Genomic DNA, 21,742 nt, shown 5'->3' on the forward strand with positions numbered 1-21,742 from the left:
GGCTGGCACGGTCAGAAGTCCGCCACCTTGCCCTTGGCGGATTGGCCGAAGCGATCGGGGTGGCAGGGCCTCGCGTCGACGATGGGATCTCTGCCTGTCGCGAGATCGGCAATCACATGACCAGCGCCGGGGCCGATGCCGAAGCCGTGGCCGGAGAAGCCGGCGGCCAGGATGAAGCCGGGCAAGCCGGTGATTTCGCCGATGCCGGGAACGCCATCCGGCGTGCTGTCGATATAGGCGCCCCAGGCCGAAGCAAGGCGGGCGTCCTTCAGCGCCGGCAGCAGGGTTTTTGCCCGGGCGACTGTGAGGTCGATGCTCGCGCGGTCGGGCTTCGGGTCGAGGATGCGCATACGCTCCATCGGTGTTGGCCGGTCGAGCCGCCAGAGCCTGCGCGTTTCATGGCCAGCGCGCCAGCCTGTCAGCCCGCCGGGCCGCAAGACCCGCCAGCGCTTGGCGAACATCGGCAGGAATTGGCGCGCGAAGCCAAGCATCTGCGGCGTGATGTCGACACGCGCCCGTCCGCTGATGGCCAGCGTAAAGCCGCCATCACCGCGCCGTGTGACGGAGACACCCGTGGTATGCAACGCATCAGGCAAGTCGCCGGACACCGATGTTACCGACAGGATCGATGAGCGGATCGAAGCCTGGGGAAAGCGGATGCCGAGCTGATGGCAGAAGGACGATGCCCAGGCGCCGGCGGCAAGAATGGCTATGGGCGTGCGGATCGTCCCTTTCTCGGTGATGACGGCGCTCACGCGGCCGGCGGAGCGCTCCAGCCCCCGGGCTGCGCACCCTTGATGCACGCTGCCACCCAGCGCCAGAAGCGCGCGGGCGACGGCGGGCGCGGCACGCGACGGATCAGCGGTGCCGTCGCTCGGCGAGAAGACACCGCCCTTCCAGCGCCGGCCTGTTGCATGCCCACGCGTGCTTGCCTCGTTGCTGGTCAGCATATGGGTCGTCACGCCCTGTGCTTTCGCGAAATCGCCCCAGCGCGCCCAGCGCTCAAGCTCCTCGTCGCGGTCGCTCAGATAGAGCAGGCCGCAGCGGCGAAAGCCGGTCTCTTCCCCACTGTCCTCGGCAAAGCGCTCCCAGAGATCAAGGCTCAGCCTGGCGATCGGCAGCTCGCGGGCATCGCGATTTTGCTGGCGGCACCAGCCCCAATTGCGGCTGGATTGCTCCGCGCCGATCCTGCCCTTCTCGACGAGTGCCACTTTCAGGCCGCGCTGCGCGAGATAATAGGCCGCAAAACAGCCGATAATGCCGCCGCCGATCACGACGGCGTCTGCCTCGGTCGGCAGATCGGGCGTCGAGGCAAGACTGACAAGCGGCGCGGGCATAGGCATTGTCTCCGACGGAATATGCGCAGCATTTCAAGCCCGCCAGCAGCCTACTGTGCGGGCGACCGCAGGACGCGCGGGATGGAGTGTGAAGAGCTGTAACATGATCGTCTGATATGGACTACGCCGGTCAGCGCGCTTCACGGGAAAGGACGTTCTCAGTGATTTCTCGGTGGACGTTCAACGACCTCTGAATCGCCGCGCGCTGTCCAGCACATGCTGGCTGTTGAGCATAAAAGGCGGCACTGAATGCGAACTCATAGGCCGCGCACGAGGTCAATGTCGCCTTCCGGTCTCATCCCAGCGCCTGGCTGGCAAGAGCGAAGATCCGATAGGGCGCTGACGGCTCGACCTCGTCCGACCGGCGCATGGCGATACCACCTCCGACCTTTGCGAGTCCGTGCGCGATGAGCCAGTCGGACAACCCGGCAGCAGCGGTGGTGTCGACACGCAGAAACTGCCCGGCGCGATCCGCCATGAAGGCGGCGATCAGCCGCGTTGCCCGCTCCGCATCTTTTGAAATCACAGGGCCGATGACCTCGCCCCGGCCAAAGCTGCGCAACGCCGCATAGGCTTCTACGCCGGACGTGCCTTTGATGACGGCAAAGCGGCCGACCCGGCCGAGATGGGCGAGCAAAGCTGAGCGATCGGCGCGCGAGGCGGCCCGATCCAGCGCCACGATCGCGTCGAGATCATTATTCTGCGCCGCCGACACAGTCTCCGGCGCGGCACACCCTAAAGCAACGCCCTGATGCTGCATCACCGTGCCTGTGGCGCGAAACCCAAGCTTCTCATAAAGCGGCAGGCCGTCTGCCGTCGCCACCAGCCGCACGGCGCGGGTGCCAGCGAGTGCGAGTGCCCGCTCCATCAGCCTGCGGCCGAGGCCCTGGCCACGCATCGCCTCGTCAACGATCACCATGCTGATCGTGGCGACATCGGCCGCATAAGGCGTCATCAGCACTGTGCCAACCACGTGGCCCGCTCGGTCCAGCGCCATCTTCCAGTCCTCGTGCCGGTGCGGCCATTGCACCTGGCGCGACAGCGCAACGGCGCTGTCCAGATGCTCCGCGCCGAAATCCACGAGCACGCTCTCACTGCCCATCTCTGCCTGCACGAACACCTCTCGATCGCCGCTTTTGGAAGATTGGCACGCGCGATGGCCTGCCAGCGGCTGAACATGCGCCATAGAGAGGGTAGGCGCATCCATCTTTCGGACCATCTGCCAAATATGACACAGCAGACATAACACTTTACGGGCGCTTAGAGGTGCTTTTACGACGCCTAACGCTGCAAGGACAAGACAGTCCCGGATGGGGTGCGCAGTTGAGATCGGGATGTCTTAATCGATTTCTGCCCTTGCATAGGCGCGTGCGATCTCGATAACGGTTTCGATTGCTTTCTGATGCTCGGGCGCGATGGTATAGAAAGCCTCGAGCTTATGCTTGCGGTGGGTGACGAGATTATATTCCACCATCTTCGCCAGAACCTGCGAGCAGTACGACTGGCTCATGTCGAGCAGTTCGGCAATCTGGTTGACGCTGCGGGAGCCATCGAGAAGCGTCATCATTTTCAGGCGTCCGGGATGTGAGAGCACCTCTAGGATCGCCGTCTTCTGATCCTCGATATTTTCGATCTTCGCCATATTCAACATCCGAATCGCCTCCTCGTGAATATTGAAGAGGTCTATAATAAATCCAGTTAATAAAATGAAGTCTGAATTAGGATAATTCAATTCACGTAAAAGTAATAATTTAGGTACATCTAAATTATTTTTCTGCGTCGCTGTGGGTGAGCCTGCCTCGCGGCCTCAAGAATGAATAGGCAACTGATGCTAAGCTTTTTGGACCGAAAATCGGGCAAAAATGCGTGTCGCCGAGGTGTTCTCGACACGTAGCCTTTCGCCGGCGCAAGCTCATGTGCCTGTTCTGGGTCTCTCATGTTCTTGTGAAGCGTGTAAAAAAAGCCCTAGACGGCCAAATTGGCGACGCCATCCCATCCTCAGTCCCGTTATCTCAGTCAGGCATCGAGCCTTGCCTTGATCGTTGCGCCGAGATTGGTCCGGTGGCAGCCCTCGTAGAAAGAGCGCGTGGCGCTATCCATCTCCTGGGGTAGGGCAACAAAATCCTTCAAGGCGAAATCTGACGCTTCGTCCATATGTGGTTCGGCCAGCCTCGAGAGGTTGGCCTTCGCCACGCGGTCTGAAAGCGCATCGAAATAGCGCAGATTGGCGTCCACCAGGGCCGGCGCATGGCTGCGCCCGTGAGCTGTGATGACGAAGGCGGCATCGAGCGCGCGGATGCGCTCGAAGGAAGCGCGGATTGCCGCAAGGTCGCTCGCGTTTTGGCTCCAGACTTCCGGAATAGGCCACTCGACCGCATCGACCGCCAGGCAGATGCGCAACTCCGGAATCCAGACGACCAGATGATCGGGCGTATGGCCCGGTGTGTGGATCAGTTCGAAGGTGAGGTCGCCGCCATCGAGACGCAGGGTGCCGGAAAAACTAATGTCGGGCGCGACCAGTTTCACAGTGGCAAAACGGGCTTCTTCCGCCTGCTTTTGCTGCAGCACCGCCTGCATCGCCGGATCGTGAAAACGCGAGAGTGCGGCCGCATGGGCGATGATCGGTCCGCGCCCCGTCACTGCCGCATTGCCCCAGACATGGTCCCAGTCCATGTGTGAGTTTATGGTGATCAGGGGCCGAAGCGCCTCATCGCCAAAATGCGCGGCAATGAGATCCAGCGCAGCGCGACATGCCTCGGGCGTGCCCAACGTATCGACCAGAAGATCGAACCGTTCAGTCCGCACCAAAACCGCATCCACCTCTTCGCCCGCACGCAGGATGACCAAACGCGGGTCTAGGCCTGGATAGGTGGCAAGTTCGACAATAGGCGTCATGTGGCGGCCTTCGGTTGGAGCAAGACGGTCTTAACAGGCTGTTCGGACGCACCTGTCGTGCACCAGCATCATCTTCTCGATGCGCGTCGAAATTCGGAACTCGATTGGCACGCGAGGTCTGCAGGTGCAGCCAATGTCCTATCGCAAGCGTTGTCCTTTGCAGTTTCCCCGTGCTTCGAAGCATTTCAGCAGGAAATCACAATCATCAATAAGCAGCGCACTTGGGCGGTGCACGCAGTTTTGCGTTCGCTCATAAAGGTAGGAATCCGTCAAGACCCAGCGCTCACCAGTTCCGAGACACATTGAGTAACACTTTATCAATTGCGCAAATTTATTGTCGACCTCAAGGGACAATCCGTAAGTTCTTGGTTTCTCTTTCCTGTTGGTGAGGAAGGACAAGCAGCGCACAAGAGGGTGGCCCCAAAAAGCAAAAATTCCAGGCTATAAGGAGCCATCCGTTGTTTGGTTTATCCCAGATTGGCCGAGCCCAGCTCGAGTCCCTCGAGGTCATTACTGCAAATATCATGATCGCGGATGTCGATCTCAATATTCGCTACATGAACGCCGCCGCTAAACAGCTGATGCGCGAAGCGGATGGCGAGCTGAAGAAGGAGTTGCCGCGGTTCGACAGCAACGCGCTCATTGGCGCCAATATCGATATCTTTCACAAGAACCCATCGCATCAGCGCAATATGCTGGCCGCGCTGCAGACGCAGCACCGAACCACCATCCATGTCGGCCAGCGTGCCTTCGACCTGATCGTCACGCCGCTGAAGAAGAACGGCAAGACCACGGGCTTCGTCGTCGAATGGGCCAATGCCCGCGATCGGCTTCAAAACCTCGACTATCGCAACCAGATGGAAGCGATCAGCCGCGTTCAGGCCATCATCGAATTCTCGCCAACCGGTGAGATCATTGGCGCCAACCAGAATTTCCTCGATGTTCTGGGTTATCGTCTGGAAGAAATCAAGGGCCGCCACCACAGCATGCTGGTGGACCAGACCTATGCCAGCAGCCCGGACTATCAGAAATTCTGGGAAGAGCTGCGGGCCGGGCGCTTCCAGGCGGCGGAATTCACCCGCTATGGCAAAAACAGCAAGATGGTCGTCATCAACGCGTCCTACAACCCGATTTGTGACGAGAAGGGTCGGGTGATCAAGGTCGTGAAATTCGCGATGGATGTGAGCGAACGCGTTCACGCGGTCCGCACCATCGGCGATGCGCTGTCGCAGTTGGCGAATGGCGACCTGACGGTGAAGCTCGACCAGCCCTTCGCGGCCGATTTCGAAAGCTTGCGCAACAACATGAACAATGCCGTTCGTCAGCTCGGCCAGACGCTGTCGTCGGTTGCCCACGCTACCGGCCAGATCGACAACAACGTGCGTGAAATCAGCCATGGCGCGCAGGATTTGTCCAAGCGCACCGAGCAGCAGGCCGCTGCGCTGGAAGAGACTGCCGCTGCGCTGGATGAGATCACGGCCAATGTGTCGAATTCGTCCAAGCGCGCCGAAGAGGCCCGCAATGCGTCGCAGGAAGCCGACAGCAGCGCGCGCCGTTCCGGCCAGATCGTTTCCGACGCCGTCAACGCCATGGCGCGGATCGAGACGTCTTCCCAGCAGATCTCCAACATTATCGGCGTGATCGACGAAATCGCGTTCCAGACCAACCTTCTGGCGCTGAATGCCGGTGTCGAGGCAGCCCGCGCAGGCGAGGCCGGCAAGGGCTTCGCCGTCGTTGCCCAGGAAGTGCGCGAACTGGCGCAGCGCTCCGCACAGGCGGCGAAGGAGATCAAGGAGCTCATCCGCAATTCGTCCGACGAAGTGCGAAACGGCGTCAAGCTCGTCAGCGAGACCGGCGAAGCGCTGAAGATGATCCAGGAGAACATCGTCTCGGTCAACGAACATATGCAAGCCATCGCCAACTCGTCGCGTGAACAGGCGACGGGATTGGGTGAGGTCAACTCCGCCGTCAACCAGATGGACCAGGTGACCCAGCAGAACGCGGCGATGGTGGAAGAGACCAATGCCGCCAGCGCGACACTTGCCCAGGAGAGCGAACGTCTTCGCCAACTGATCTGTCAGTTCCAGCTCGACGGTGCTACCGCCCAGCGCTACGAGGACCCTGCTTCGCGCGGCCGCTCACCCGCGCAACCGGCACGAACGCCGGCGCCCCGTGCAGCGGCGCCGGCCCGGCCTGCCACCTCTCCTCGGCCAGCCGCTCGGCCCGCGCCGCGCGCTGCAACCCACGGCAATGCGGCGTTGAAGCAGGACGACTGGGAAGAGTTCTGATCGCCTAGTCCTATCAAGGCAAAACGTGAACGAAGCCCGAGCGATCGGGCTTCTTTCCGTTGTTGATCGACGTGCATGTTTCTTACCGAACGCGGCCCAACCGACTTCGACATGGCTTGACGTCATCGAGGCGGCTTCCTGGCTGGGATGACCGTGATTTCTGGCTTGATCACGCCTTGGCTCTTGCAACAGCTGTTGAGACCGCCACATGGTCCCTGCGGAAGTGAGTCGGGCATCTGTCTGCCGCTCCCTTCTCACGACGTGACCGGGCGCAAGACGCCCTCAGGAGATTTGCCGACATGATCCGCCATTGCGTCTTCATCCGCTATCGACCCACGATCTCCAGCGCGGAAAAGGCGTCCATCCACGCCGACATCACGGCGCTGATGCCGAAGATCGAGGGCATGCTCGCCGTGCATATTGGGGCCAATGTCAGCCCCGAAACCGGGATGGACAAGGGCTTTGCCGATGGCTTCATCGTCGACTTCGCCGACGCGGCGGCACGCGACCGCTATCTGGTGGACGAAGGTCATCAGGCTGCCGGCAGCCGCATCGTCGCGGCTGCCGGCGGCGTCGACGGCGTTTTCGTCTATGATCTCGAGATTGCCGGATGATTGGCGCGCCGCGCGCGCTTCTCACATCGCTGTTTCACGCGGCCATCGAGGCTGCTGATCCGCATGTCGCAATTGCGCGCCATCTTCCGCAGCGCCCCAAGGGGCGCACCGTGCTGGTGGCGGCCGGCAAGGCCGCGAGCCAGATGGCCGCAGCCTTTGAGGCCGCGTGGGATGGCCCGCTGGATGGGCTCGCCGTGGCCCGCTATGGACCCGTGGCCGAATGCCGACGCACGCGCATTCTCCAGGCGGCGCATCCTGTGCCGGACCGCGCCGGTCTTTTGGCGGCGGAAGCGCTGATGAACCATGTGCGCGGCTTGAACGAGGACGATCTGGTCGTCGCGCTGATTTCGGGCGGCGGCTCGGCGCTGCTGCCCGCACCGCCGATCGGTCTCACGCTCGCTGACGAAATTGCCCTCAACAAGGCTCTGCTTGCATCCGGCGCACCGATTTCGGCCATGAATGTGGTGCGCAAGCATTTCTCGCGCATCAAGGGTGGTCGCCTCGCAGCGCTGGCGGCGCCGGCGCGCGTGGTCACGCTGATTGTGTCCGATGTGCCTGGCGATCATGCCGCCTTCGTCGCCTCCGGCCCGACCGTGCCGGACGAGACGACCGCGCGCGAGGCGATTGCCGTCGTCGAAAACTACCGCCTGCCACTTGGCGCCGCCGTCATCGATGCCATCCGCAACGCCGTCGCGCCCAAGCCGGCCGATCCCGCTTTCGCCGGCAACGAGGTGCACATCATCGCCTCTGCCCGCGTTTCCCTCGATGCGGCGGGGCAGGCCGCGCGCCAGTCGGGGCTGACGCCGCTGATCCTGTCCGATGCCATCGAGGGGGAGGCGCGCGAGATCGGGCGGATGCATGCGGCGCTCGCGCGGGAATTTGCGGTGTATGGCACAGGCCCGGCGCAGCCGGCGGTCCTGCTTTCCGGCGGTGAAACCACGGTGACGCTTGACGCGGAGCGGATCGGCAAGGGTGGGCGCAATACAGAGTTTCTGCTGGCGGCCGCGCTCGATCTCGATGGCGTCGACCGCATCACCGCGCTGTCTGCCGATACGGATGGCATTGACGGGACAGAGGAGAATGCCGGTGCTTTTTGCGATGGCGCCACGGCCGCCCGCATCCGCGCCGCCGGTGGCGATCCGCGCGCGCTTTTGGCGCGTCACGACGCCTGGTCGGCTTTCTCGCTCGCGGGCGATCTCTTCACGCCTGGCCCGACGGGGACGAATGTCAACGACTTCCGCGCGTTTCTGATCGGCTAGACCACCGGATCAAAAGCCTATTCGGTCCGATGGGTCCGGCGCATGCAGGGCGCACTGCCGCATGTCGTCAGACGGCGACATCTACGTTGGTTAGGGCCGAAGACCGCGTCATCCTCTCGAAGTCGCCGATCTCAAGCGGACGAGCATAGTAGTAGCCTTGGCCTTCGTCGCATCCCATGGCGCGCAGCATGTCCGCGGCTTCGCCCGTTTCGATGCCTTCGGCCACGACGCGATAGCCCATTTCATGGGAGAGCTTGATCATCGACTGAACCAGCGTGCGTTCCCGCGCGCCGTCCCGCAGCGCCATGATGAAGGATCGATCGATCTTGACGACGCTGACCGGCAGGCGCTGCAGGTAGGAGAGGCTGCTATAGCCCGTGCCGAAATCGTCGATCGCAAGCGCCACGCCACTGCCGACCAGCCGGTCGAGTTTTTCCAGCACCTGGGTGCTGTTCTGCATCAGCGTGCTTTCCGTCAGCTCGATTTCCAGGTCGCTATAGTCGAGTCCGCGTACCGCGAGCGCCACGAGCACCGAGTCGACAATATCGCCTTTGAGGTTGCTGGCTGAAAAATTGACGGACAGCTTGATCTTCTTTCCCGCAGCCTTCCATGTTTTCAGGAGGTCGAGCGCTGTCGTCAGCACCCATTGCGTCATCGGCCAAGCAAGCGCGCTGTTTTCCACGATCGGTACGAATTCAGCAGGGGAGATGTCGCCAAGCTCCGGGTGACGCCAGCGCAAGAGCACCTCGGCCGAAAGCAGTTCCTGGCTATGCAGGTCGAGGCGCGGCTGGAGAACGATGCGCAACTGGTCGGAGGCGCTGAGGGCCGCGGAGAAGTCGTTCAGGAGCCGAAACTTGCGCTGATAATCGATATCGTGGCTGTTCGAATAGGTGCCGATCGGGCGCTCGCTGGCGCGTGTTTCACGCACGGCGCTCGATAGCGACCGCAGGCAATCGGCCGGCAAGGATAGGCCGGGCTTGAAGGCGGTGGTGACGCCAACGGGCGTGATGGCATAGTGCAGCTCGGCGCTGACGAGTTCGTTCTGAAGAAGACGAAGCAGTTCGGGCTGATAGGTCGAGGTCTTTGCCCCCGCCGGTGCAAGATAGACGAACTGGGCCGGCGACACGTGGTAAACCCGGATAGCCGGTCCGAGAAACGCCGTCAAAGAGCGCGCGGCCTCCTGCACCAGATCGTCAGAGGCGGATGGGCCGATCACCGCCGACAGACGTTCCAACTGGTCTGGCTGGGCGAGATCCAGCGCCACCAGCACACGCTCCTCCTCAGGCCGTTGGCGAGCGAGATCGGTCAGGTCATCGGTGAATTGCAGCCTGTTTGGCAGGCCGCTGGTCGGGTCCACACGCCCAAAGGCGTGTTCCAGTTCGATCTGCGACATGACGAGCGAGGACAGATCCTTGAGTGCGGCGATTTCGGCCGCTGTGGCGCTGCGCGGTTCCGGGCCTAGCACGCAGAGTGCGCCCAGGCAGTGGCCGGCCCGCGTCACCAGGGGCGCACCGGCATAAAATCGGACGCCGCTCAAGCCCAGCACGCTGTCGCAATAAAAGCTGTCCTCTGCGAAATCCTCGATGATCAGCAGATCGCGCGAGTCGGTAACCTCGGCGCAGGGGGCCTTTTCCCGCGGGATGCGATCATGCTCCACACCGACCTTGGACTTGAACCACTGCCGATCATGATCGGTGAGAGAGATCGCGGCGATTGGAAGCTGGAAGATCTGGCTTGCCATGCGCGTGATGCGGTCGAAGCTTTCGCTTTCAGCCGTGTCGAGAAGGTTCAGGCTCCTCAGCGCATGTAGCCGCTTTTGTTCCAGGTCCATCATTCGCTTCACCGCCTTCGTCTTAGGAATAGGCGAGATCGCCTTTCAACCGACTTAAGAACCAGCATCAAAATGCAATATAGCGCCGCCTTCCTCTGCGATGGCGAGCGCGTCATGTGTCGGCAGGTCGGGAGGCCTAAGCACGGGTACGCTCGCGACACAGGAGCGCATCCGGGACGCTAAAGCAGCTTCGCGATATGATTCTGTCCGTGCCGTCCCCGCTCCGGTTGCCCGTTTCGAGAATAACAGTCCCGATCAAGGAGGCTCCTCCATTCAAAGATCAGGCACATGAGCCTGCAGGCCCAGCCGCGCCCGCCAGCAATCGAGCGCTTGATATCTCCCCAAAGCGCAAATCACAGCCGACACAACACCACTTCCATTATTAGATGGTATTCATATAAAAGACGGCGTCAATCTCAAAATGTGACAGCGGCAGAGCATGCCTTGCCTCACGAAACTGATCTCCCTCTTGAGCGATGAACATTTCTAAGAGCTGAGCCGGGCCACTCGACAGACGTTGCTCACGATCGCCGTGACGGACAAGCAAAACGGAAACAAACGCGCGGAGAATGACGTTGTCTGGAGCTTGCGTCCACCGCCGATGCTTGGACGACCAGCCGCTTATAACCATAGGTTTACAATGCCGAAGAGCGTGCCGAAAAGTGAGCTGCCGACGAAGATCTGCCCACGTTGCGGGCGGCCTTTTTCGTGGCGGTTGAAATGGAAGAAGGACTGGGAGAATGTGAAATATTGTTCACAGCGCTGCCGATCGGGCAAATGAGCGGATTATGCTTCTGAGACGAGCGACGCCGGCTTTTCGCGTTGCTGGTCGTGTTCACGCACGTCGTCAAGGCGCTTTGGACTGCCGCTTATCCGTCAGGCCCGATTGTAAAGCTCGATCCTTGAACACGCCCATCCTCCGGCGGACGGCCCGGCACTCACCTTTTCGAATGGGACGCCCGCCAGCGTAGGAAACCATGCAGACGCCTGCATCGTTTTACCCAGATGAGCGATGATCGATCCGAGCCGAAGGATGATGCTCCAGCGGAGACCGTGTCCTTCCCGTTTGACCGGATGACGGTCGCGCGCTTTCGCGAACAATTTCCCCAGGCCCGCTGGAGCGACCGCCTGAACGCATGGCAGGTTCCCGGCAAGACGGCGCGTCGACGTATCGACCGCTGGCTGGCGGAGGAGGCCGGACGGCGACGGCCCTTCGAGGAAGAAAAGGGCCGTGATGCCTATGCGTGGGAGCCTATCCTCAGCCCCTATCTGCAGGTGAGCGATCGCGGGTTCATCATCCGCACGCCCTATTCACGCACCGTGGTCGATGCGCTCCGCCAAGTGCCCTTCGCGCGCTGGAACAGCGAGGAGAAGGCGTGGGAGGTTCCGTTTGCATCCTATGATGAGCTTCAGCATCGGTGGGAGGCAATCGAGGCAGCGGCCAAACGCAACGAGCCCGACGAGCGCCGAAAGCGGGCCGAGGCGCGCAAGGGCACGGAGGACGAAGCGAAGGCCAGACGTCGTTCGTCGGAGCGCAGGCGGCGCCGCTTGCCTGTGCCGAGCCTTGCCCTTCCGCCGCTAGATCGTCCACTCGCGACATCGGTCTATGGCATCGTCGTCATCACGGAGATCACCGGCGAACTGGTCGATCCCTCTGAAGTGGCCGAGCATTATCCCGCGGCCGATGAGGAGCATGTCTGGGCTGGCTGGCGAGCGCCGACGCTGGACGAACTGGTCCATACATGGCCGGCAAAAATCGACCCCTCCGCGCTGGATCGCCTTCGTGGCTGGTGGCAGCCAACGCTTGAAGAGCTGCGCAGCGCACGTCGAACGGCCAAGGCGCGCGAGCGTCGCGCCAAGGCAGAACTGACAGATGAACCTCCCAGCGCGGCACAACCCAATTAGGCCTCATCGCAGATTTCAATGCCATCAAGGCGAGAATCCGGGGGTCCCCGAGGGGAACCACATAGCTGTCCGACGGTTATCGGTCGCGAGCCCGTCGAGCTGACGGGAGGCAACACCGGCACCTGACGCCACGCGTAAGCGCCGACCTCAAGGGTAAACGGGGAACCGCATGAGCCGCACGAACACCCCTGCGTCCAACTTGCCCCGCATATATTATGTTAATCCTCTGCTTCTGAGCGGTGCGTCCGACTGGAAGGCTGTTTTCGATCATGCCGCCGGCCTCGGCTTCAGCGCGGTGCTGTCGGCTCCGCTCTTTCAGCGGGGAGCGAGCAACAGCGTCTTCGAGGCGGCCGATCTGGATCGTACCGATCCTGCCTTGAAGCTGGACCCCTCCATCGATGACGCCGTTGCCGCGCTTGTCACCGAGGCAAAGGGGCGTGATCTGGCTTTCATGCTGGATCTGGCGATCCATCCCGCGCGGTCTCAAGATCGCCCGCCGGCACTCGACCCGCGCGCGGGACCGACCGATGCGGGCAGGGCATGGCAGACACTGGATGCCGAGGCGTCGGATAGGCAGCTAGCGGCGTGGCGCGAGCGGATCGAACGTTTCCTGTCGGCCGGAGTCAGTGGCTTTCGCTGCCTTGGCCTCGATCTCGTGCCGCCTGACATCTGGGCGAGCCTGATGACCGGTTCGAGCGCCGGGGTGGACGCGGCCGACTTCTTTGCCTTCACGCCGGGTACGGACTTCGCGCTCCGGCGCAAATTGTCAGAGCTGGAGTTTTCCGGCTGCTTTTCCTCTTTCGCCTGGTGGGATCTGAAGGAAGATTGGTTTCGAGAAGAGTTTCTGCTGCAGCAGGCGTTCGGGCTGCAGATTCATGCTCCGGAGGCACCTTATGCAAGGCGGCTGGCGCATGGCGTGGATGGACGGGACGTCCTGGAGCGCCGCTCGATCCGTGCCTTGACACTGGCCGCCTCGCTTGGCGGCGGGGTTCTGGTGCCCATGGGCTTCGAGTTCGGCGCGAGCCTGCCGCTGGATCCGACCTACGGCGATGGTGGCGGGCTTCGTGCCCTGCGTGATGGCGGCGCCTTCGATCTCTCAAGCGAGATTCGCGCTGCGAATGCCGCTCTGGCACGCATCGAAGCCGGCGCATCGCCCCCCAGCATCGGCATTGATTCCAATGGTCCTCTGACCATCGTCACAAAGAGCGATGCGGCGGATCTGCGCCTCGCGCACAGCATGGAGCTTGTCGTCGTCAACCGGGACCTCCGGCGGGCGGCAGCGCTGCCGCGCCATGCGTTGCGCGAAATCGCCGCGCCCTTCCTTCCTGTCGAGGATGCTGTCTGGGCAAAGCTCTTGCCCGGCGAGATCAGGAGGCTGGACACGATCCGGGCACCATCGATCCTGGCAAGCGGTGCTGAAATCTCGGCAGCCGAAGCGGCGGCGACGCCGAGGATTGCCATCGAAAAGATCGCTCCACAGGTCGATGACGGCCGCTTCCCCGTCAAGCGGGTGGTCGGAGATATCGTCACCGTCGAAGCCGACATCTTTGCCGATGGGCATGATGCTCTTGCTGCCGCCGTCTTCTTCCGCGCGGAGGATGAGGAGAGCTGGCGCGAGACCCGTATGGTGCTTGTGGAGAACGATCGCTGGCGCACCAGCTTTCCGCTCGACCGCAATGGGCGCTATCTCTTCGCGGTCGAAGCCTGGAAAAACCCGTTCGCCATCTATCGCTATGAGCTCGGCAAGAAGCACGAAGCGCGGCTGGATCTTCGCCTGGAATTGATGGAAGGCGAGGCGCTGGTCGAGCGCGCGGTTGCCGATCCTGCGCCAGGCATGGAGCCAGTGGCCAGGGACGAGCTTGCCGCTTTGCTCACCGAACTTCGCAGCCTCGACGAACGGCGCCGGATCGAGCTTTTGTTGTCGGCACGAGCCTCCCGGCTCATGGATTTGGCCGACCGGCGCCCCTTCCGCGTTCGCTCAGCGCCCTATCCTGTCGATGCGGAACGCCGGCATGCGGCATTTGCTAGCTGGTATCAGATATTTCCCCGCTCGCAGAGCGGCGATCCGAACCGGCACGGCACCTTCGACGATGTGATTGCCCGACTTCCCGCCATTCGGGAGATGGGCTTCGACGTGCTCTATTTCCCGCCAATCCACCCGATCGGGCGCACCAACCGCAAGGGGCGCAACAACAGCCTGATCGCCGGGCCGAACGATCCCGGCAGCCCCTATGCCATCGGCTCGGAAGCCGGCGGGCATGATGCCATCCATCCTGAACTCGGCACTTTCGAGGATTTTCGCCGGCTGGTGAAGACGGCAGCGGAGGAGGGGCTGGAGATCGCACTCGATCTCGCCATCCAGGCCTCACCCGATCATCCCTGGCTGACGCAGCATCCGGGTTGGTTCGACTGGCGCCCGGACGGCACCATTCGCTACGCCGAAAACCCGCCGAAGAAATATGAGGACATCGTAAACGTCGATTTCTATGCCGCCGATGCGGTGCCGGACTTGTGGATCGAGCTTCGGGATATTGTCGAGATGTGGATCGAGCAGGGCGTGTTCCTGTTTCGCGTCGACAATCCGCACACCAAGCCGCTGCCATTCTGGGAGTGGCTCATCCGTGATATCAGGGCGCGCCACCCGGAAGCGGTGTTCCTCTCGGAGGCCTTTACCCGACCAAAGGTCATGTATCGTCTGGCAAAGGTCGGCTTCTCCCAGTCCTACACGTACTTCACCTGGCGCAACAGCAAGTGGGAGCTGGAGCAATATATGCTGGAGCTGACGCAGAAGGAGCCGCGCGAGTTCTTCCGGCCGCACTTCTTCGTCAACACCCACGATATCAATCCCGACTTCCTCCAGAACGCGCCACGGCCGGCCTTTCTGATCCGCGCCGCCTTGGCCGCGACGCTGTCGGGTCTATGGGGCGTCTATAACGGCTTCGAACTGTGCGAGGGGCGGCCGGACGCCAAGCGCAAGGAATATGCCGACAGCGAGAAATACGAGATCCGCGCCTGGGACTATGACCGGCCCGGCAACATCAAGGCCGAAATCGCGATGCTGAACCGCATCCGTCGTCAGAACCCGGCGCTGCAGTCCCATCTTGGCCTGACCTTGCTCAATGCATCGAACGGCAACGTCCTGTTCTTCGAGAAGGCGAGCGCCGGGCGGCACAATGTGCTGCTGATTGCCATCAACCTCGATCCCAGTGCGGTGCAGGAGAGCGACATCGAAATTCCGCTCTGGCATTTCGGCATGGACGATGGCGGCAGGCTCGCGCTTGAGGACCTGATTGGCGGCAACAAATTCAGTTTCAATGGGAAGTGGCAGAAGATCAGGCTCGACCCTGCGCAGTTGCCTTTCGCAATCTGGCGCGTGCGCGCCGGGGAGGTTTAACAAATGGACACGACCACCACGCTTAGTCCCGACGCCACCACCGAAACAGCAGACCTGCTGTGGTACAAGGATGCGATCATCTATCAGCTGCATATCAAGTCGTTTTTCGATGCGAATGGGGATGGCATCGGTGACTTCGAAGGTCTCTACCAGAAGCTCGACCATATTGCCGCGCTCGGCGTCACCGCGATCTGGGTGCTGCCCTTCTTCCCGTCTCCGCGCCGCGACGATGGCTATGACATCGCCGACTACAACAATGTCAGCCCCGACTACGGGACGATGGACGACTTCCGCAAATTCGTCCAGGAAGCGCATGCCCGCAATCTCCGGGTCATCATCGAGCTGGTCATCAACCACACCTCCGACCAGCACCCCTGGTTTCAGCGGGCGCGCCAGTCACCAGCCGGCAGCCCGGAGCGTGATTTCTACGTCTGGTCGGACACCGACCAGAAATTCCCCGAAACCCGCATCATCTTCCTCGATACGGAAAAATCGAACTGGAGCTTCGATCCGGTGGCCGGCGCCTATTACTGGCATCGCTTCTATGCGCACCAGCCGGACCTGAATTTCGACAATCCCGCTGTGATGGAGGAGTTGCTGCAGGTCATGCGGCTGTGGCTGGAAACCGGCATCGATGGCTTCCGCCTGGACGCCATTCCCTATCTCGTGGAACGCGAGGGCACGAACAACGAGAACCTGCCGGAAACCCATGCCATCCTGAAGCGCATCCGTGTCGCACTGGAGGAAACACATCCCGGCGTCATGCTTTTGGCCGAGGCCAATCAATGGCCGGAGGATACGCGTGAATATTTCGGCGACGGTGACGAGTGCCACATGGCGTTTCACTTCCCGCTGATGCCGCGTATGTATATGGCCATTGCCAAGGAAGATCGTTTTCCGATCACCGACATCCTGCGCCAGACGCCTGCCATTCCCGACAATTGCCAGTGGGCGATCTTTCTGCGCAATCATGACGAGCTGACGCTGGAAATGGTGACGGACGAGGAGCGCGACTACCTCTGGAGCACCTACGCGGCCGACAAGCGAGCACGCATCAATCTCGGCATCCGCCGCCGGCTGGCGCCACTGATGGAGCGCGACCGGCGCCGGATCGAACTGATGAATGCGCTGCTTCTCTCCATGCCGGGCACGCCGGTGCTCTATTACGGCGACGAAATCGGCATGGGCGACAATATCTATCTCGGCGACCGGGACGGCGTGCGCACGCCGATGCAATGGTCGCCGGACCGCAATGGCGGTTTCTCGAAAGCCGATCCCGCCCGTCTGGTCCTGCCGCCGATTGCCGACCCGATCTATGGCTACGAAGCGGTGAATGCGGAAGCCCAGGCTGCAGATGCGCATTCGCTGCTCAACTGGACGCGCAGAATGCTGGCGTTGCGCGGGCGGTATCGCGCTTTCGGCCGCGGCACTCTGCGGTTGCTGGCGCCGAGCAACCGGCGCATCCTGGCCTATTTGCGCGAAGACGGGGACGATGTCCTGCTTTGTGTCGTCAATCTCTCCCGCGTGCCGCAGGCCGTGGAACTCGATCTCTCCGAATTCGAGGGACGCGTGCCGGTCGAACTCACCGGGATGTCGCCCTTTCCGCCGATCGGCCAGCTGACCTATCTGCTGACGTTGCCGGCCTATGGCTTCTACTGGTTCAACCTGGCGGCCGATGCCCAGGGACCGTCCTGGCGCGCTGCGCCGCCCGAGCAGCTGGACGATCTGATCACGCTGGTGGTGCGGCGGTCCTTGACGGAGCTGGCCGACGAGGCACCGCATATGCGGGTTCTCAGCAATGAACTTCTGCCTGCCTATCTTTCCAAGCGCCGCTGGTTTGGCGCCAAGGACCAGGCATTGCAATCCGCGCGGCTCGTCTCGGCCACACCGTTGCCGTTCGCCGAGGGGGTGGTGCTCGGCGAACTGGAGGCCGTTCTGCCTGCCTACACCGAAACCTATCAGCTGCCGCTGGCGGTGGAGTGGGAAGGCGGATCGCCCAATGTGCTGGCGCAGCAGCTCGCCTTGGCGCGTCTCCGGCAGGGCAAGCGGGTCGGGCTCCTCACCGATGGCTTTGCCGTGGAAGCCTTGGCGCGGGGTGTGCTGCAGGGACTTTGCCATCGTTCCGTCATCACGGATCGAAACGGCACCACCGAGTTTCTCGGAACCGAGGCTCTGGACGGTCTTGCACTTGGTGACGACATGCCAATCCGATGGCTTTCGGCGGAGCAGTCCAACAGCTCGTTGATCGTCGGCGATCTCGCCATGATCAAGCTCATCCGCCATATCTTCGTCGGCATTCATCCGGAAGCGGAAATGACGCGTTATCTCACGGATGCGGGTTACCAGAACACCGCGCCGCTCCTCGGTGAGGTGACGCGCACCGACGCTGCCGGCCAGCGCTCAACGCTCATTCTCGTGCAGGGTGCCATTCGTAACCAGGGCGATGCCTGGAACTGGATGCTGGCCAATCTGCGCCGTGTGGCCGATGAGATCTCGCTGACCAATGCGCCGATCGACGAGGCGGGAGAACAGCTTCAGCCGCTTTTGAACTTCGTCGCCACGATCGGCAAGCGTCTGGGCGAAATGCATGTTGTGCTCGCCGGCTCGACCGAGGACGAGGCCTTCCGTCCCATTCCGGCCAATGCGGATCATGTCGAGACGCTACGGCGCCTGGTCATCGGTGAGGTCAATTACGCTTTTTCGAAGCTGGAGGAACTGGGTAACGATATTGATGCCGAAGTCCTGGCGGCAGCCGAGCCCCTGCTCGCACGCCGCGCCGAGATCATGGCCTGCGCGCAGCAGCTTGCTGCCAAGGCGGAGGGCACGCTGCTGACCAGGGCCCATGGCGATTTCCATCTGGGCCAGATCCTGGTTTCAGAAGGTGACGCGGTGCTGATCGACTTCGAAGGCGAGCCGGCCCGTAATCTCGCCGAACGGCGCGCAAAAACCAGCCCCATGCGCGACGTCGCCGGCCTGCTGCGTTCGCTGAGCTATCTCGCGGCAACGGCAGAGTTGGATACGGACGCATCGACGGAGCATGACAGCGGCCGCAGACTTGCCGTCATCCAGGAATTTTCCAGCCAGGCGGAAACCGCGTTCCTGGACGCCTACAAGCAGGCCACGAGCGCCTGCGCGGATCTGCCGTCCGAGGATGCCGACATCCGCAACCTGCTGAACATGTTCCTGCTCGAAAAGGCCGCTTACGAAATCGCCTATGAGGCCCGAAACAGGCCGAAGTGGCTGCCGATCCCGCTGGCCGGCATGACGGCGATTGTCACACACCTGTTGGGCGAGGACAGTTGATCATGGATGCCAATCTCATGACGGGCGGCGTGGCCCCGGACGCAATCCTGGCGCTGGTCGAAGGCCGGCATGGAGATCCGTTTTCTATCCTCGGGCCGCATCGCGGACCGGACGGAGAGATGCTGGTGCGCGCCTTTCTGCCGGGTGCGGTCGGTGTCTCGATCCTGGATCGAGGCAGCCGAGCGGAGCTCGCGGTTGCCAGGCTTCTGCATCCTGCCGGGCTCTTCGAAGCGACCCTGCCGGAGAGCGCGCGCTATCTGCTGCAGATCACTTGGCCGGACGCCGTGCAACGGACGGAAGATCCCTATGGCTTCGGCGCTCAGCTTGGCGATCTCGATCTGCATCTCATCAGCCAGGGCACCCATTACAACTTGACCCAGGCGCTTGCCGCCGTCCCGACCACCGTCGATGGGGTCGAAGGCGTGCGCTTTGCCGTCTGGGCGCCGAATGCGCAGAGGGTCTCGGTGACCGGCGACTTTAACGCATGGGACGGGCGTCGCCATCCCATGCGCCTGCGCCAGCCGGCAGGTGTCTGGGAACTGTTCATTCCGCGCCTGACGCCCGGGGATCGATACAAATACGAGATCGTGGATCGGCACGGAAACATCCTGCCGCAAAAGGCCGATCCGGTGGCGCGCTCGGCGGAAGCCGCGCCGTCGACGGCCTCGATCATCGCCTCCGCTGCGCCGCATCGCTGGCATGATGAGGACTGGATGCGGCGGCAGCGCGAGGCCAAGCGGGATGATGGACCCATCTCCGTTTACGAGGTGCATGTCGGCTCCTGGCTGCGCAATCTCAAGGATGGCAACCGCTCGCTGGACTGGATCGAGCTGTCGCAGCGGCTGATCCCCTATGTCCGCGAGATGGGGTTTACGCACATAGAGCTGATGCCGATCATGGAGCATCCCTTTGGCGGCTCGTGGGGCTACCAGCCGCTTGGCCTTTTTGCACCGACGGGGCGTTACGGCACGCCTGAGGATTTCGCCTATTTCGTCGATCGGTGTCACAGCAACGGCATCGGCGTCATTCTCGACTGGGTGCCTGCGCACTTTCCCACGGATATCTGGGGCATGGCCCGCTTCGATGGCACGGCGCTCTATGAGCACGAGGACCCGCGCGAAGGCTTCCACAAGGACTGGAACACGCTGATCTACAACCTGGGCCGCAACGAGGTGAAAGGCTTTCTGATTGCCAGCGCGCTCGAATGGCTAGAGCACTACCATGTCGACGGGCTGCGGGTCGATGCCGTTGCCTCGATGCTCTACCGCGACTACAGCCGGGCGGCCGGCGAGTGGATCCCCAACCAATATGGCGGTCGGGAGAACCTTGAGGCCATCGAGTTCTTCAAGCATCTCAACAGCATCATCCATGACCGCTGCCCGCACGCCTTCACTGTCGCCGAGGAGTCGACGGCATTTCCTGGCGTGACCAAGCCGCCGGAAGAGGGGGGGCTCGGTTTCGACTACAAATGGAACATGGGATGGATGCATGACAGCCTCCATTACATGGAGGAGGATCCCGCCTACCGGAAATACCACCATGGCTCCATGACCTTCAGCATGGTCTACGCCTATACCGAACGGTTCATGCTGCCGCTTTCCCATGACGAGGTGGTGCACGGAAAGGGATCGCTTCTGGCGAAAATGCCGGGGGATGCTTGGCAGAAACGTGCCAATCTCCGCGCCTATTTCGGCTTCATGTGGGGCCACCCCGGCAAGAAGCTTTTGTTCATGGGCTGCGAGATCGGCCAGACCAGCGAATGGAACCATGATGCATCGGTGCATTGGGACCTGATCGACGATCCGGGCCATGGCGGCTTGCAGCGGCTGGTGCGCGATCTCAACCTCATCTATGTCCATCATCCCGCTCTCCAGTTCGGCGATGTCCATCCCGAAGGCTTTGAATGGGCTGTTGTGGATGATGCCGCCAACTCGGTGATCGGCATGCTGCGCTATGACAGCGAGCGTCGCGTAACAGCGCTCATCGTCTCGAACTTCACCCCCGTGCCGCGCTTCGGATATCGGATCGGCGTTCCCTTTGGCGGTACATGGAAGGCGATCCTTAATACGGATGCCGACGTTTATGGCGGCGCCAACTCCCATGTCGGCGACGTCACGGCAGAGGATATCGAAGCGCATGGACGCCCCGCTTCTGTCGCCGTTGACCTTCCCGCTCTGTCAACGGTGATGTTCCTGCATGATGCTCGGTAACTGAGGTCGGGAACCTGCAAGGATGCGGTTCGTTCCTTCCCCTTCAACAGGAGACGACAGATGCCCGGCGAAAATGAGAAAACCCTCTATGCCACGTTCGACACCAGAGAAGCGGCTGACCGCGCGATCGAACATCTCGTGCAGCAATATGGCATTGATCGCAGTGATGTATTCGTCGAGGCAGACGGCGCGGACAACACGGCCGGCACGGCGCCGTCCGGCGGCGACATGTTGAACCGGGAGGGGGAAGGCACACGGACCGACGCGGCTTTGGAAGGCAAACTGAAGGTCTCGGTCGATCTCGCGCTCGACGACATGGAGAAGGCGCAGGCAGCCTTCCGGGATGCCGGCGCGCGGGATGTAAGTTCGTCCTAAAGCATGTCGCATTTATTCAGCCTCATATCCTGCGGCTTTGAAGAAGTTTCGGCATTCGGTGACGGAGAAGAGGCTGATGATGTCACCGAGGGCTTGGGCAAGCGCGTCGAAGCTTCTGGCGGCTCGCTTTCGTAAGAGCGCCTTGAGCTTTGAGAACGCCATTTCGATGGGGTTCAGGTCCGGCGAATAGGGCGGCAGGAAGAGCAGCCACGCTCCCTTGGCCTTGACCAACTGTTCTGCTCGTTCACTTTTGTGGAAACCGACATTGTCGAGAATGACGACATCGCCGGGCGACAGTGTCGGCACAAGCTGTGTCTCGATCCAGGTTTCG

15 protein-coding genes are annotated in these 21,742 nt (G+C 61.9%); 9 read left to right on the forward strand and 6 right to left on the reverse strand.

Annotated elements, in window-relative coordinates; all coding sequences use genetic code 11:
• Nucleotides 1-11 precede the first annotated feature (11 nt).
• The 4 genes from BMX61_RS21200 to BMX61_RS21215 form a co-directional block, all read right to left on the reverse strand.
• The gene (locus BMX61_RS21200; protein WP_075625576.1) at nucleotides 12-1,337 is read right to left on the reverse strand and encodes an NAD(P)/FAD-dependent oxidoreductase; all 1,326 of its coding nucleotides are present in this window, start codon (nucleotides 1,335-1,337) and stop codon (nucleotides 12-14) included.
• A 295-nt stretch (nucleotides 1,338-1,632) separates the two neighbouring features.
• On the reverse strand, nucleotides 1,633-2,439 hold the full coding sequence (locus BMX61_RS21205) for a GNAT family N-acetyltransferase (RefSeq protein ID WP_075625595.1): 807 nt from the start codon (nucleotides 2,437-2,439) through the stop codon (nucleotides 1,633-1,635).
• Between the two features lie 237 nt (nucleotides 2,440-2,676).
• Entirely contained in the window at nucleotides 2,677-2,979 is a 303-nt protein-coding gene (locus tag BMX61_RS21210; RefSeq protein ID WP_170854993.1) for an ArsR/SmtB family transcription factor, read from the reverse strand.
• Between the two features lie 374 nt (nucleotides 2,980-3,353).
• Nucleotides 3,354-4,232, reverse strand: a complete 879-nt coding sequence (locus BMX61_RS21215) for an MBL fold metallo-hydrolase (RefSeq protein WP_075625578.1) — start codon at nucleotides 4,230-4,232, stop codon at nucleotides 3,354-3,356.
• 524 nt (nucleotides 4,233-4,756) lie between these two features.
• Here BMX61_RS21215 and BMX61_RS21220 point away from each other — a divergent pair.
• The 3 genes from BMX61_RS21220 to BMX61_RS21230 all read left to right on the forward strand — a co-directional run bounded on the left by BMX61_RS21220 (nucleotide 4,757) and on the right by BMX61_RS21230 (nucleotide 8,393).
• Nucleotides 4,757-6,520: a methyl-accepting chemotaxis protein gene (locus BMX61_RS21220; RefSeq protein ID WP_407703812.1), complete on the forward strand. Its 1,764-nt coding sequence runs from the start codon at nucleotides 4,757-4,759 to the stop codon at nucleotides 6,518-6,520.
• 299 nt (nucleotides 6,521-6,819) lie between these two features.
• Entirely contained in the window at nucleotides 6,820-7,134 is a 315-nt protein-coding gene (locus tag BMX61_RS21225; protein WP_075625580.1) for a Dabb family protein, read from the forward strand.
• The gene (locus tag BMX61_RS21230; protein ID WP_075625581.1) at nucleotides 7,131-8,393 is read left to right on the forward strand and encodes a glycerate kinase type-2 family protein; all 1,263 of its coding nucleotides are present in this window, start codon (nucleotides 7,131-7,133) and stop codon (nucleotides 8,391-8,393) included. Before BMX61_RS21225 ends, BMX61_RS21230 begins: the two co-directional genes overlap by 4 nt.
• A 67-nt stretch (nucleotides 8,394-8,460) precedes the next feature.
• On the opposite strand, the gene BMX61_RS21235 is transcribed toward BMX61_RS21230, so the two are convergent.
• On the reverse strand, nucleotides 8,461-10,227 hold the full coding sequence (locus BMX61_RS21235) for a putative bifunctional diguanylate cyclase/phosphodiesterase (RefSeq protein WP_083639194.1): 1,767 nt from the start codon (nucleotides 10,225-10,227) through the stop codon (nucleotides 8,461-8,463).
• A gap of 637 nt (nucleotides 10,228-10,864) precedes the next feature.
• On the opposite strand from BMX61_RS21235, the gene BMX61_RS21240 reads away from it, so the two are divergent.
• The 6 genes from BMX61_RS21240 to BMX61_RS21265 all read left to right on the forward strand — a co-directional run bounded on the left by BMX61_RS21240 (nucleotide 10,865) and on the right by BMX61_RS21265 (nucleotide 21,411).
• The gene (locus BMX61_RS21240) at nucleotides 10,865-11,005 is read left to right on the forward strand and encodes a DUF2256 domain-containing protein (RefSeq protein ID WP_170854995.1); all 141 of its coding nucleotides are present in this window, start codon (nucleotides 10,865-10,867) and stop codon (nucleotides 11,003-11,005) included.
• A 224-nt stretch (nucleotides 11,006-11,229) separates the two neighbouring features.
• Nucleotides 11,230-12,129, forward strand: a complete 900-nt coding sequence (locus BMX61_RS21245; protein ID WP_075625582.1) for a hypothetical protein — start codon at nucleotides 11,230-11,232, stop codon at nucleotides 12,127-12,129.
• A 169-nt stretch (nucleotides 12,130-12,298) separates the two neighbouring features.
• Nucleotides 12,299-15,523, forward strand: a complete 3,225-nt coding sequence (locus BMX61_RS21250) for an alpha-1,4-glucan--maltose-1-phosphate maltosyltransferase (RefSeq protein WP_075625583.1) — start codon at nucleotides 12,299-12,301, stop codon at nucleotides 15,521-15,523.
• A gap of 3 nt (nucleotides 15,524-15,526) precedes the next feature.
• The gene (treS, locus tag BMX61_RS21255) at nucleotides 15,527-18,826 is read left to right on the forward strand and encodes a maltose alpha-D-glucosyltransferase (protein WP_075625584.1); all 3,300 of its coding nucleotides are present in this window, start codon (nucleotides 15,527-15,529) and stop codon (nucleotides 18,824-18,826) included.
• Nucleotides 18,823-21,036, forward strand: a complete 2,214-nt coding sequence (gene glgB, locus BMX61_RS21260) for a 1,4-alpha-glucan branching protein GlgB (protein WP_075625585.1) — start codon at nucleotides 18,823-18,825, stop codon at nucleotides 21,034-21,036. Before treS ends, glgB begins: the two co-directional genes overlap by 4 nt.
• A 60-nt stretch (nucleotides 21,037-21,096) precedes the next feature.
• Nucleotides 21,097-21,411: a hypothetical protein gene (locus tag BMX61_RS21265; protein WP_075625586.1), complete on the forward strand. Its 315-nt coding sequence runs from the start codon at nucleotides 21,097-21,099 to the stop codon at nucleotides 21,409-21,411.
• A 12-nt stretch (nucleotides 21,412-21,423) separates the two neighbouring features.
• On the opposite strand, the gene BMX61_RS21270 is transcribed toward BMX61_RS21265, so the two are convergent.
• On the reverse strand, nucleotides 21,424-21,742 hold a 319-nt coding region (locus BMX61_RS21270; RefSeq protein ID WP_139198954.1), incomplete at its 5' end, for a transposase.

Source organism: Xaviernesmea oryzae (assembly GCF_900109605.1).
GTDB lineage: Bacteria > Pseudomonadota > Alphaproteobacteria > Rhizobiales > Rhizobiaceae > Xaviernesmea > Xaviernesmea oryzae.

What these genes read in the sequence shown, in the direction of transcription:
- BMX61_RS21200 (WP_075625576.1), bottom strand. Translation starts at nt 1,337, where the DNA reads ATGCCCGCGCCGCTTGTCAGTCTTGCCTCGACGCCCGATCTGCCGACC.
- BMX61_RS21205 (WP_075625595.1), bottom strand. Translation starts at nt 2,439, where the DNA reads ATGGGCAGTGAGAGCGTGCTCGTGGATTTCGGCGCGGAGCATCTGGAC.
- BMX61_RS21210 (WP_170854993.1), bottom strand. Translation starts at nt 2,979, where the DNA reads ATGGCGAAGATCGAAAATATCGAGGATCAGAAGACGGCGATCCTAGAG.
- BMX61_RS21215 (WP_075625578.1), bottom strand. Translation starts at nt 4,232, where the DNA reads ATGACGCCTATTGTCGAACTTGCCACCTATCCAGGCCTAGACCCGCGT.
- BMX61_RS21220 (WP_407703812.1), top strand. Translation starts at nt 4,757, where the DNA reads ATGATCGCGGATGTCGATCTCAATATTCGCTACATGAACGCCGCCGCT.
- BMX61_RS21225 (WP_075625580.1), top strand. Translation starts at nt 6,820, where the DNA reads ATGATCCGCCATTGCGTCTTCATCCGCTATCGACCCACGATCTCCAGC.
- BMX61_RS21230 (WP_075625581.1), top strand. Translation starts at nt 7,131, where the DNA reads ATGATTGGCGCGCCGCGCGCGCTTCTCACATCGCTGTTTCACGCGGCC.
- BMX61_RS21235 (WP_083639194.1), bottom strand. Translation starts at nt 10,227, where the DNA reads ATGATGGACCTGGAACAAAAGCGGCTACATGCGCTGAGGAGCCTGAAC.
- BMX61_RS21240 (WP_170854995.1), top strand. Translation starts at nt 10,865, where the DNA reads ATGCCGAAGAGCGTGCCGAAAAGTGAGCTGCCGACGAAGATCTGCCCA.
- BMX61_RS21245 (WP_075625582.1), top strand. Translation starts at nt 11,230, where the DNA reads ATGAGCGATGATCGATCCGAGCCGAAGGATGATGCTCCAGCGGAGACC.
- BMX61_RS21250 (WP_075625583.1), top strand. Translation starts at nt 12,299, where the DNA reads ATGAGCCGCACGAACACCCCTGCGTCCAACTTGCCCCGCATATATTAT.
- treS (WP_075625584.1), top strand. Translation starts at nt 15,527, where the DNA reads ATGGACACGACCACCACGCTTAGTCCCGACGCCACCACCGAAACAGCA.
- BMX61_RS21265 (WP_075625586.1), top strand. Translation starts at nt 21,097, where the DNA reads ATGCCCGGCGAAAATGAGAAAACCCTCTATGCCACGTTCGACACCAGA.